Source organism: Citrobacter pasteurii (genome assembly GCF_019047765.1).
GTDB classification, from domain to species: domain Bacteria; phylum Pseudomonadota; class Gammaproteobacteria; order Enterobacterales; family Enterobacteriaceae; genus Citrobacter; species Citrobacter pasteurii.
Window position 1 is genome coordinate 555,097 of the sequence record NZ_CP077262.1, and the last position, 11,966, is coordinate 567,062.

At 52.8% G+C, this 11,966-nt stretch carries 12 protein-coding genes; 9 read left to right on the forward strand and 3 right to left on the reverse strand.

Features of this window, described 5'->3' with window-relative positions; genetic code table 11:
* Positions 1-8 precede the first annotated feature (8 nt).
* Together I6L54_RS02700 and rsmD are read right to left on the reverse strand one after the other, a co-directional pair.
* Positions 9-284 carry a DUF1145 family protein gene (locus I6L54_RS02700; protein ID WP_005121580.1) on the reverse strand — a complete coding sequence of 92 codons (276 nt, stop codon included), beginning with the start codon at positions 282-284 and terminating at the stop codon, positions 9-11.
* Positions 274-870 (reverse strand): 16S rRNA (guanine(966)-N(2))-methyltransferase, encoded by a 597-nt coding sequence (gene rsmD / locus I6L54_RS02705; RefSeq protein ID WP_005121581.1) that lies wholly within the window; start codon positions 868-870, stop codon positions 274-276. The genes I6L54_RS02700 and rsmD overlap by 11 nt, the downstream gene beginning before the upstream one ends.
* 151 nt (positions 871-1,021) lie before the next feature.
* Between rsmD and ftsY the strand changes: the two genes are divergently transcribed.
* From ftsY to I6L54_RS02730, 5 genes are all read left to right on the forward strand, one after another.
* Positions 1,022-2,542, forward strand: a complete 1,521-nt coding sequence (gene ftsY / locus I6L54_RS02710) for a signal recognition particle-docking protein FtsY (RefSeq protein ID WP_005121582.1) — start codon at positions 1,022-1,024, stop codon at positions 2,540-2,542.
* Between the two features lie 2 nt (positions 2,543-2,544).
* Positions 2,545-3,213 carry a cell division ATP-binding protein FtsE gene (gene ftsE, locus I6L54_RS02715; RefSeq protein ID WP_005121583.1) on the forward strand — a complete coding sequence of 223 codons (669 nt, stop codon included), beginning with the start codon at positions 2,545-2,547 and terminating at the stop codon, positions 3,211-3,213.
* Positions 3,206-4,264 (forward strand): permease-like cell division protein FtsX, encoded by a 1,059-nt coding sequence (gene ftsX, locus I6L54_RS02720; protein ID WP_005121584.1) that lies wholly within the window; start codon positions 3,206-3,208, stop codon positions 4,262-4,264. The genes ftsE and ftsX overlap by 8 nt, the downstream gene beginning before the upstream one ends.
* 254 nt (positions 4,265-4,518) lie before the next feature.
* Positions 4,519-5,373, forward strand: coding sequence for an RNA polymerase sigma factor RpoH (gene rpoH, locus I6L54_RS02725; RefSeq protein ID WP_005121585.1), 855 nt, complete (start codon positions 4,519-4,521; stop codon positions 5,371-5,373).
* A gap of 325 nt (positions 5,374-5,698) precedes the next feature.
* Complete coding sequence (locus I6L54_RS02730) at positions 5,699-6,802, forward strand: branched-chain amino acid ABC transporter substrate-binding protein (protein WP_005121586.1); 1,104 nt, start codon at positions 5,699-5,701, stop codon at positions 6,800-6,802.
* An 83-nt stretch (positions 6,803-6,885) separates the two neighbouring features.
* Here the strand turns inward: I6L54_RS02730 and panM are convergent, their stop codons facing one another.
* A complete protein-coding gene (gene panM, locus I6L54_RS02735) occupies positions 6,886-7,269 on the reverse strand; it encodes an aspartate 1-decarboxylase autocleavage activator PanM (protein WP_005121587.1) in 384 nt (127 codons plus the stop codon).
* A 546-nt stretch (positions 7,270-7,815) separates the two neighbouring features.
* On the opposite strand from panM, the gene livK reads away from it, so the two are divergent.
* From livK to livG, 4 genes are all read left to right on the forward strand, one after another.
* Positions 7,816-8,925, forward strand: a complete 1,110-nt coding sequence (gene livK, locus I6L54_RS02740) for a high-affinity branched-chain amino acid ABC transporter substrate-binding protein LivK (protein WP_040231702.1) — start codon at positions 7,816-7,818, stop codon at positions 8,923-8,925.
* Between the two features lie 61 nt (positions 8,926-8,986).
* Positions 8,987-9,913 (forward strand): high-affinity branched-chain amino acid ABC transporter permease LivH, encoded by a 927-nt coding sequence (livH, locus tag I6L54_RS02745; protein ID WP_003023435.1) that lies wholly within the window; start codon positions 8,987-8,989, stop codon positions 9,911-9,913.
* Positions 9,910-11,187, forward strand: a complete 1,278-nt coding sequence (gene livM, locus I6L54_RS02750; protein WP_005121591.1) for a branched chain amino acid ABC transporter permease LivM — start codon at positions 9,910-9,912, stop codon at positions 11,185-11,187. Before livH ends, livM begins: the two co-directional genes overlap by 4 nt.
* A complete protein-coding gene (gene livG, locus I6L54_RS02755) occupies positions 11,184-11,951 on the forward strand; it encodes a high-affinity branched-chain amino acid ABC transporter ATP-binding protein LivG (protein WP_005121592.1) in 768 nt (255 codons plus the stop codon). Before livM ends, livG begins: the two co-directional genes overlap by 4 nt.
* The last annotated feature ends 15 nt before the right edge of the window (positions 11,952-11,966 follow it).

Sequence of the window (11,966 nt, forward strand, 5' to 3'; positions counted from 1 at the left end):
GAGCACCATTACTTCTTCAACTGGTCTTTAATCTTCTTCTGCCAGACCAGCAGTTCAAATACGCCAAACAGGAAAATGCGGATTTTCTCGCCGCTGGTCATTTGCGGGCCATCTTTCGGCATGGTTGATTTCAGCAGCGCCAACTGCATGCCGTGCATCAGCACCATAAACACCAGTGCCACATTCACGAAGATATTGAGCGGACGTGGGAACGGTTGAAAAATATTCAGTAGCAGGAATGCCCAGACACACAGCATTAACAGACGTCCCAGATTAATCAGCATGTTGCTCTCCTTGTGCTTCACGTTGATACAGGCGATAGGCGACCTGTCCGGCGACTTTCTCACGGTATAGCGACCAGTTCACCGGAACCGGCGGCAAACCGTTTTCTACTTCGCTTTCCACGTAAATATACGCTTCGTTCGCCAGCCAGCCATGAGTTTCCAGAAGCGTTAATGTTTCTTCCAGTAACCCTTTGCGAAACGGCGGATCCACAAACACCACGTTATGCGGCGTACCCGTTTGGGCCAAAAATGTCAGCGTATTGGTATTGACGACGCGGGCATGGGAGGCTTTCAGCGTGGCGAGATTCTTTTGCAGCTGCTGAGACACCGCGCGATCCATCTCCAGAAGCGTCGCATTTGCCGCATAGCGAGAGAGGGCTTCCAGCCCCAGCGCGCCGCTGCCGGCGAAGCAGTCCAGACAGTGAGCATCGACCATTACCGGGGCCAGCCAGTTAAACAATGTTTCGCGCACACGGTCGGTGGTCGGACGCAGGCCGGGGCTGTCCGGAACCGGGAGTTTACGGCCACGCCATTGCCCGCCAATAATGCGGATCTGGCCGCTACCAGAGTGATTCGGTTTTTTCATTTCAATTATTGCTCAATCCGCTGCTGACGTGTCATTCCAGGCGGTGATGTGAGTTAAGTTAAGTGATAGACTATTTCATCATTTTTTTAGCTGCTATGTACATAGCGTTGACGCTGTGCCATGAAGCAACAGCGGGGGAGTGTAGTCGCAAATGGCGAAAGAGAAAAAACGTGGCTTTTTTTCCTGGCTGGGCTTTGGTCAAAAAGAGCAGGCACCGGAAAACGAGACAGAACTAAAAAACGAAGAACAACAACCAGTTACTGAAGAAGCTACCGTCGTTGATGAGCCGTCACGCGCGCAGGAAACGCATAGCGAGGCGGAAACAGAAGCCTTTGCGGCTGAAGTTGTTGAAGTCACTGAACAGGTTGCGGAAATTGAAAAACTGCAGCCGGAAGAAGAGCCTGTAGCTCAACAACAGCAACCGGTCGTTGAATCAATAGTGGAAACACCGGCACCCGCGGCAGTGACCGAACGCGAAGAATTACCGCTGCCGGAAGAGGTTAAAGCCGAAGACGTTTCTGCCGAAGAGTGGCAGGCTGAAGTGGAAACCGTTGAAATCGTTGAGGCGGTTGAAGAAGAAGCCGAAAACGAGCCACAGCTAACTGATGAAGAGCTGGAAGCACAGGCGTTGGCCGCTGAAGCGGTGGCAGAAATTGCTGAAGATGCCGCGACTGTTGAGCCTGTTGAAGACACGCCTGCAGCAGAAGAGGCTGTGGTAGAAGACGCTGTGCAGGAGCAGGAAAAACCGACGAAAGAAGGTTTCTTTGCACGCCTGAAGCGTAGTCTGCTGAAAACCAAAGAAAACCTCGGTTCCGGATTTATCAGTCTGTTCCGTGGTAAAAAGATCGACGATGATCTGTTTGAAGAGCTGGAAGAGCAACTGCTGATTGCCGATGTGGGCGTAGAAACAACCCGCAAGATCATTACAAATCTGACAGAAGGCGCCAGCCGCAAGCAGCTCAAAGATGCAGAAGCGTTGTACGGCCTGCTGAAAGATGAGATGGGCGAGATTCTGGCAAAGGTTGACGAGCCGCTGAATGTTGAGGGTAAAACGCCATTTGTTATCTTAATGGTTGGCGTTAACGGTGTGGGTAAAACCACCACCATCGGTAAGCTGGCGCGTCAGTTTGAGCAGCAGGGTAAATCGGTGATGCTGGCGGCGGGCGATACCTTCCGTGCGGCGGCGGTGGAGCAACTGCAGGTCTGGGGTCAGCGAAACAACATCCCGGTGATTGCTCAGCATACCGGCGCGGATTCCGCGTCCGTTATCTTTGACGCCATTCAGGCGGCGAAGGCGCGTAACGTAGATGTGCTGATCGCTGATACCGCAGGGCGTTTGCAGAACAAATCGCACCTGATGGAAGAATTGAAAAAAATCGTTCGCGTGATGAAGAAGCTGGACGTTGATGCGCCGCATGAAGTTATGCTGACTATCGATGCCAGTACCGGGCAGAATGCGATAAGCCAGGCCAAACTGTTCCATGAAGCGGTGGGTTTAACCGGTATCACCCTGACCAAGCTGGACGGAACGGCGAAAGGCGGGGTCATTTTCTCGGTTGCCGATCAGTTTGGCATCCCTATCCGCTATATCGGTGTGGGCGAACGTATCGAGGATTTACGTCCGTTTAAAGCGGGCGATTTTATAGAGGCACTTTTTGCCCGAGAGGATTAACAATGATTCGCTTTGAACATGTCAGCAAGGCCTATCTCGGTGGGAGACAAGCGCTGCAGGGAGTCACATTCCATATGCAGCCTGGCGAGATGGCGTTTCTGACCGGCCACTCCGGCGCGGGTAAAAGTACCCTGCTGAAGCTGATCTGTGGAATTGAACGGCCCAGTGCCGGGAAGATCTACTTCAGCGGGCACGACATCAGTCGTTTGAAAAACCGTGAAGTGCCGTTTCTGCGTCGCCAGATCGGCATGATCTTTCAGGATCACCACCTGTTGATGGACAGAACCGTCTTCGACAACGTGGCAATCCCACTGATCATTGCGGGTGCCAGCGGGGACGATATTCGTCGTCGCGTGTCAGCGGCGCTGGATAAAGTCGGGCTGTTGGACAAAGCGAAGAACTTCCCGATTCAACTCTCCGGCGGTGAACAGCAGCGTGTGGGCATCGCCCGTGCGGTGGTGAACAAGCCTGCGGTACTGCTGGCGGATGAACCGACGGGGAACCTTGACGACGCGCTGTCAGAAGGGATCCTACGTCTGTTCGAAGAGTTTAATCGCGTCGGGGTAACGGTATTAATGGCGACGCACGATATTGGGCTAATCTCCCGTCGTTCTTATCGCCAGCTTGTCCTGAGTGACGGACACCTGCATGGAGGCCTGGCGAATGAATAGACGCGACGCTATTAATCAAATCAAACAGTTCGGTGGACGACTGGATCGTTTCCGTAAATCGGGCGGTGCGCCAGGAGAGGGCGGTCGCAACGCGCCAAAACGTGCGAAAGCGTCGCCAAAACCGAACTCGCGTAAAACCAACGTCTTTAACGAGCAAGTGCGCTATGCGTTCCAGGGGGCGTTGCAGGACCTGAAAAGTAAACCGTTGGCGACGTTCCTGACGGTGATGGTTATCGCTATCTCACTGACGTTGCCAAGTGTTTGTTACATGGTCTACAAGAACGTGAATCAGGCGGCAAGCCAGTATTACCCGTCCCCGCAGATCACCGTATATCTGCAAAAAACGCTGGATGATGATGCGGCAGCACGTGTGGTGGGGCAGTTACAGGCCGAGCAGGGCGTGGAGAAAGTGAATTACCTCTCCCGTGACGATGCGCTGGGCGAATTCCGTAACTGGTCTGGCTTTGGCGGTGCGCTGGATATGCTGGAAGAAAACCCACTTCCGGCCGTGGCGGTGGTGATCCCGAAACTGGATTTCCAGGGCACGGAATCACTGAACACGCTGCGTGATCGTATTGCACAAATCAACGGTATCGATGAAGTACGTATGGATGACAGCTGGTTTGCGCGACTGGCTGCGCTGACGGGCCTTGTCGGACGCGTTTCCGCGATGATTGGTGTGTTGATGGTGGCGGCGGTCTTCCTCGTCATCGGTAACAGCGTGCGTCTGAGCATTTTTGCGCGTCGCGATACTATTAACGTACAGAAACTGATTGGTGCGACGGATGGATTTATCCTGCGTCCGTTCCTTTACGGCGGCGCGCTGCTCGGTTTTTCTGGCGCATTTCTTTCACTGATTTTGTCAGAAATTTTGGTGATGCGACTGTCGTCAGCGGTCACGGAAGTGGCGCAAGTTTTCGGAACGAAGTTTGATATCAACGGCTTATCATTCGATGAGTGCTTGCTGTTACTGCTGGTATGCTCAATGATTGGCTGGGTGGCAGCCTGGCTTGCCACGGTTCAACATTTACGCCACTTTACCCCCGATTAAAAAATCTCTGGTATAATCTTTCCCTGCACTGAGTAGTTCGCTCTGCAGGGAAAGAGCTCTGTTTTCTCTTCCCGGCGCATTCATCGTGATGTCACATTTTGTGCGTAATTTATACACATTACGACATGGAACTTGTGGATAAAATCACTGTCTGATAAAAGATTGAATGATATTCTCGTTGCTCATAAGCTCTGGCATGGTTGTTGCTATTGGTTTTAGCCAATGCGCCAGATGAAAAGATTGAGAGGATTTGAATGACCAAAGAAATGCAAAATTTAGCTTTAGCCCCTGTTGGTAACCTGGAATCTTACATCCGGGCTGCGAACGCGTGGCCGATGTTGTCGGCTGACGAGGAGCGGCTACTTGCTGAAAAGCTGCATTACCAGGGCGATCTGGAAGCAGCTAAAACGCTGATCCTGTCTCACCTGCGCTTTGTTGTTCATGTTGCTCGTAACTATGCGGGCTATGGCCTGCCGCAGGCGGATCTGATTCAGGAAGGTAATATCGGCCTGATGAAAGCCGTGCGCCGTTTCAACCCGGAAGTGGGTGTGCGCCTGGTTTCCTTCGCCGTGCATTGGATCAAAGCCGAGATCCACGAATACGTTCTGCGTAACTGGCGTATCGTGAAAGTCGCGACCACCAAAGCACAGCGTAAGCTGTTCTTTAACCTGCGCAAAACCAAGCAGCGTCTGGGCTGGTTTAACCAGGATGAAGTGGAAATGGTTGCCCGCGAGCTGGGGGTTTCCAGCAAAGACGTGCGCGAAATGGAATCCCGTATGGCGGCGCAGGACATGACGTTTGACATGTCTTCGGACGATGAGTCCGACAGCCAGCCGATGGCTCCGGTTCTGTATCTGCAGGATAAATCCTCCAACTTTGCCGATGGCATTGAAGAGGATAACTGGGAAGATCAGGCCGCAAACAAGCTGACTCACGCAATGGAAGGTCTGGACGAGCGTAGCCAGGACATCATTCGTGCCCGCTGGCTGGACGAAGACAACAAGTCGACGTTGCAGGAACTGGCCGATCGCTACGGCGTTTCCGCTGAACGTGTTCGTCAGCTTGAAAAGAACGCGATGAAAAAACTGCGTGCGGCGATCGAAGCGTAATCTTCGCGCATTGCCAATGAACCCTCGAATGTGAATTCGGGGGTTTTGTTTTTTGTAGGCCGGATAAGGCGTTTACGCTGCCATCCGGCAACACGTAGGCCCGATGGCGCTTCGCTTATCGGGCCTACGACCTTTCCTTTCCTCCCCTCCACCGACACGAATTTGTTATCTGGATGTAAATTTAGCTATTCCAAAATAATAAAAATCGGGTATGTTTTAGCAGAGTATGCTGCTAAAGCACGGGTGGCTATCCAATAATCGACATAAAGTGCTGAACAACAACATCACAACACACGTAATAACCACAATAATGGGGATTGTCAGGATGAATATGAAGGGTAAAGCGTTATTGGCAGGATGTATCGCCCTGTCTTTGAGCAATATGGCCTTTGCTAAGGATATTAAAGTTGCCGTCGTCGGCGCGATGTCCGGCCCGGTGGCGCAGTATGGCGATCAGGAGTTTACCGGCGCAGAACAGGCCATTGCTGATATCAACGCCAAGGGCGGCGTGAAAGGCGACAAACTGGTCATGGTAAAATATGACGATGCCTGTGACCCGAAACAAGCGGTAGCGGTTGCTAACAAAGTGGTCAACGACGGGATTAAATACGTTATCGGCCACCTGTGTTCTTCTTCCACTCAACCTGCGTCAGATATCTATGAAGACGAAGGTATTCTGATGATCACTCCTGCGGCAACGGCACCGGAACTGACCGCACGCGGCTATAACCTGGTGTTACGTACCACCGGTCTGGATTCCGATCAGGGCCCAACTGCGGCGAAATACATTGTCGATAAAGTGAAGCCGAAGCGCATTGCTATCGTGCATGACAAACAACAGTACGGCGAAGGCCTGGCGCGCTCCGTGCAGGACAACCTCAAGAAAGCCAACGCTGACGTGGTGTTCTTCGACGGGATCACCGCCGGTGAGAAAGATTTCTCTACGCTGGTGGCACGTCTGAAGAAAGAGAACATCGATTTCGTTTACTACGGCGGTTACCACCCGGAAATGGGGCAGATCCTGCGCCAGTCTCGCGCCGCGGGTCTGAAAACTCAGTTTATGGGACCTGAAGGGGTCGCGAACGTGTCGCTGTCTAACATTGCCGGTGAATCAGCAGAAGGTTTACTGGTAACGAAACCGAAGAACTACGACCAGGTACCAGCGAACAAACCGATTGTGGATGCGATCAAAGCCAAAAAACAGGACCCAAGCGGTGCATTTGTGTGGACGACCTACGCCGCGCTGCAATCTTTGCAGGCCGGTCTGAACCAGTCTGACGATCCGGCTGAAATTGCCAAATACCTGAAAGCAAACTCGGTGGAAACCGTCATGGGGCCACTGTCATGGGATGCGAAAGGCGACCTGAAAGGCTTCGAATTCGGTGTGTTTGACTGGCATGCAAATGGTACGGCGACAGACGCTAAATGAGTAACTGCCCGGTGGCGCTTTGCTTACCGGGCCTACAACGAGTACTTCGTAGGCCGGATAAGCGTCAGCGCCATCCGGCTTTTTTATCTTTTTTCCCAGCCATTCTCCTGGGCCGTAAAACCTAATGCCTGCATAAACGCGGCCATCACGCTGCGGTCTTCCACGCCGACGTCGGCCATCCACCATGAACTCACGTCCGGGTTTTCGCGGAGAGTTTCTTCAACCAAATACTGCCCAACGCCACGACGACGGGTGATATCACGTACACGTAAGGAATCCAGTGCACCTTGCGTACCGCTCAGTGTGACGCGTACTGCGCCAAGCAGGCGCTCGTTAAAGCGTGCGGCATAGATCCGGTGCGTTTCATCTACGCTTAATGATGAGGCGGAATATTCCGGCCAGATTTTGCCAAGATCGATGAGATCCTGAGCACTGAAGTTTTCTAAACGAACGATGGTCAGCTTCATTAACAGCATGTCCAAATCACAAAAGATGGAATCAGTGTACCGAAATAATTCACCCGGATGCTTTCTCTTTTTTATTCGATTAACCAGGTTAATAGTTTTGTAACAACGATATTGACAGTTTGAAACATCAGAGATTGAAAAACAGGCAGGATAATCCCCTGGAATGCAGCATTTTATTCGGCTCTTTGTACCGTTATTTTATGCTGACAAATGCACTTTTTTTTGTTTATCTATAGTGAAAAGCAGAATATTATCTTTTCTTAATCGACTGAAAAATAGAGCTTTTAGCCGTAATTTGCTTAAAAAACTGCGCTAAACCATTAATGAGACTGGTAAAAATAGTACAGTTCAAAAAAAGCACAGTCTGCTTTTTGACCATATAAATACAACATATATACACAAAATCATTCAAGTTGCATCAAGGCGGCAAGAGAGTGAATCCCCAGAAGCTTACATAAGTAAGTGACTGGGGTGAGCGAACGTAGCCAACACAGAGGCAGCTTGAAGGATGAAGTGTAAACACGTCACGAATGGGGATTCAGGAATATGAAACGGAATGCGAAAACCATCATCGCAGGGGTGATAGCACTGGCAATGTCGCACGCTGTCATGGCGGAAGATATCAAGGTCGCTGTTGTTGGCGCGATGTCAGGTCCGGTCGCGCAGTGGGGCGATATGGAATTTAATGGCGCACGTCAGGCGATTAAAGATATCAATGCCAAAGGTGGGATCAAAGGCGACAAGCTGGTCGCCGTGGAATATGACGATGCCTGCGATCCGAAACAGGCCGTTGCCGTCGCGAACAAAATCGTCAACGATGGCATTCAGTATGTGATAGGACATCTGTGCTCATCGTCGACTCAACCGGCATCAGATATTTACGAAGATGAAGGCATTCTGATGATTTCCCCGGGCGCGACCAACCCGGAACTGACGCAGCGTGGTTACGCGCACATCATGCGCACCGCGGGTCTGGACTCCTCTCAGGGGCCGACTGCCGCGAAATACATCCTGGAGAAGGTGAAGCCACAGCGTATCGCCATCATTCATGACAAACAGCAGTACGGTGAAGGCCTGGCGCGTTCGGTGCAGGACAGCCTGAAAGCAAGTAAAGCCAACATCGTCTTCTTTGATGGGATCACCGCCGGGGAGAAAGATTTTTCTGCGCTGATCGCCCGCCTGAAAAAAGAAAATATCGACTTCGTTTATTACGGTGGCTACTACCCGGAAATGGGGCAAATGCTGCGTCAGGCGCGTTCAGTTGGCCTGAAGACGCAGTTTATGGGACCAGAGGGCGTGGGAAATGCCTCCCTGTCTAACATTGCCGGTGATGCCGCTGAAGGGATGTTGGTTACCATGCCAAAACGCTATGACCAGGATCCGGCTAACAAAGCTATCGTTGATGCGCTCAACGCTGACAAGAAAGATCCAAGCGGACCTTACGTATGGATCACTTACGCAGCCGTTCAGTCACTGGCGACAGCGATGGATCGTAGCGGCAGCAAAGAGCCGTTGGATCTGGTGAAAGATCTGAAAGCACACGGGGCTGATACCGTGATTGGGCCGCTGAAATGGGACGAAAAAGGCGATTTGAAGGGATTTGAGTTTGGTGTCTTCCAGTGGCACGCGGATGGTTCATCGACTGTCGCGAAGTAATACCTGAAGACGCGTTATCCCACCGCCCGTGCAAAACGGGCGGGTTTAAAAAGGTTACCTTATGTCCGAGCAGTTCCTCTATTTCTTGCAGCAGATGTTTAACGGCGTCACGCTGGGAAGCACCTACGCGCTGATCGCCATTGGCTACACGATGGTGTACGGCATTATCGGCATGATCAACTTCGCCCACGGCGAGGTGTATATGATCGGCAGTTATGTCTCCTTTATGATCATCGCTGCGCTAATGATGATGGGTATTGATTCCAGCTGGCTGCTGGTTGCCGCAGGCTTCGTCGGTGCTATCGTGATTGCCAGCGCCTACGGCTGGAGCATTGAACGCGTGGCGTATCGGCCCGTACGCAGCTCCAAGCGCCTGATCGCGCTGATTTCCGCCATCGGGATGTCTATCTTCCTGCAAAACTACGTCAGCCTGACGGAAGGCTCGCGCGACGTGGCGCTGCCCAGCCTGTTTAACGGTCAGTGGACTGTCGGCAGCAGTGAAAACTTCTCTGCGTCCATCACTACCATGCAGCTGGTTATCTGGATTGTGACCTTCCTTGCGATGCTGGCGCTGACGCTGTTTATCCGCTATTCGCGTATGGGACGCGCCTGTCGTGCCTGCGCGGAAGACCTGAAAATGGCCAGCCTGCTCGGCATTAACACTGACCGCGTGATCGCGCTGACTTTTGTGATTGGCGCAGCAATGGCGGCGGTAGCAGGTGTGTTGCTTGGACAGTTCTACGGTGTAATTAACCCCTATATTGGCTTTATGGCCGGGATGAAAGCCTTTACCGCGGCGGTTCTTGGCGGTATCGGTAGCATTCCAGGGGCGATGATCGGCGGCCTGATTCTGGGCGTGGCGGAAGCGCTCTCCTCTGCTTATCTGAGTACGGAATACAAAGATGTGGTGTCGTTCGCACTGCTGATTCTGGTGCTGCTGGTAATGCCGACCGGTATTCTGGGTCGCCCGGAGGTAGAGAAAGTATGAAACCGATGCATTTTGCAATGGCGCTGCTTTCAGCGGTTATGTTTTTCATCCTGGCGGGCGTCTTCATGGGCGTTCAACTGGAACTGGATGGCACGAAGCTGGTGGTGGATACCGCTGCGGATATCCGCTGGCAGTGGGTGTTTATCGGTACCGGCGTGGTCTTTCTTTTCCAACTGCTGCGTCCCGTTTTCCAGAAGAGCCTGAAGAGCGTCTCCGGACCGAAGTTCATTCTGCCGGCGATTGATGGCTCAACCGTCAAACAGAAGCTGTTTCTGGTGGCGCTGTTGGTCATTGCTGTCGCATGGCCATTTATGGTGTCGCGCGGCACGGTGGATATCGCTACGCTGACGATGATTTATATCATCCTCGGCCTCGGCTTAAACGTGGTGGTCGGCCTTTCCGGCTTGCTGGTGCTGGGCTACGGCGGATTCTATGCCATTGGTGCGTATACCTTTGCGCTGCTGAACCACTATTACGGTCTTGGTTTCTGGACCTGTTTGCCGTTGGCGGGACTGGTATCGGCGGCGGCAGGTTTCCTGCTTGGCTTCCCGGTTCTGCGTCTGCGCGGCGACTACCTGGCAATAGTGACCTTAGGCTTTGGCGAAATCGTGCGTATCCTGTTGCTCAATAATACAGAAGTCACCGGTGGCCCGAACGGTATCAGCCAGATCCCTAAACCGACCTTTTTCGGTCTGGAATTCAGCCGTAGCGCCCGTGAAGGCGGCTGGGATACCTTCAGCAACTTCTTTAACGTCAAGTACGATCCCTCTGATCGTGTGATTTTCCTTTATCTGGTGGCGCTGCTGCTGGTGGTGTTCTCGCTGTTTGTCATCAACCGCCTGTTGCGTATGCCGCTGGGCCGTGCATGGGAAGCGCTGCGTGAAGATGAAATTGCCTGCCGTTCACTGGGCTTAAACCCTACGCGTATCAAGCTGACCGCCTTTACCATCAGCGCCGCGTTTGCCGGTTTTGCCGGTACGTTGTTTGCCGCGCGCCAGGGTTTTGTCAGTCCGGAATCATTCACCTTTGCCGAGTCGGCCTTTGTGCTGGCGATTGTCGTGCTGGGGGGGATGGGATCGCAGTTTGCGGTGATCCTGGCGGCCATCCTGCTGGTGGTCTCACGTGAACTGATGCGTGATTTCAATGAATACAGCATGTTAATGCTGGGTGGTTTGATGGTACTGATGATGATCTGGCGTCCGCAGGGCTTGCTGCCGATGACCCGTCCACAGTTGAAGCTGAAAAACGGGGAAGCAAAAGGAGAGCAGGCATGAGTCAGCCATTATTATCGGTTAGCGGCCTGATGATGCGTTTTGGCGGCCTGCTGGCAGTCAACAATGTGTCTCTGGATTTGCATAAAAAAGAGATTGTCTCTCTGATTGGCCCGAACGGCGCGGGGAAAACCACGGTCTTCAACTGCCTGACCGGGTTCTATAAGCCGACCGGCGGGACGATTAAGCTGCGCGACCAGCACCTGGAAGGGCTGCCGGGCCAGCAAATTGCGCGCATGGGCGTGGTGCGTACCTTCCAGCATGTGCGTCTGTTTCGCGAAATGACAGTGATTGAAAATCTGCTGGTGGCGCAGCATCAGCAACTGAAAGCTGGGGTTTTCTCCGGGCTGCTAAAAACCCCTGCTTTTCGCCGCGCGCAGGATGACGCGCTGGACCGCGCCGCCACCTGGCTTGATCGTATCGGCCTGCTGCAGCATGCTAACCGGCAGGCGAGCAACCTGGCCTATGGTGACCAGCGCCGTCTTGAGATTATCCGTTGCATGGTCACTCAGCCGGAAATTCTGATGCTCGATGAACCTGCTGCGGGTCTTAACCCGAAAGAAACCAAAGAGCTGGATGAGCTGATTGCTGAGCTGCGCGACCATCACGACACCACCATCCTGCTCATTGAGCACGACATGAAGCTGGTGATGGGCATTTCAGACCGTATTTACGTGGTGAACCAGGGGACGCCGCTGGCGAACGGGACACCTGAGCAGATTCGTAACAACCCGGACGTGATCCGCGCCTATTTAGGCGAAGCATAATGGTGGTGAGGCATA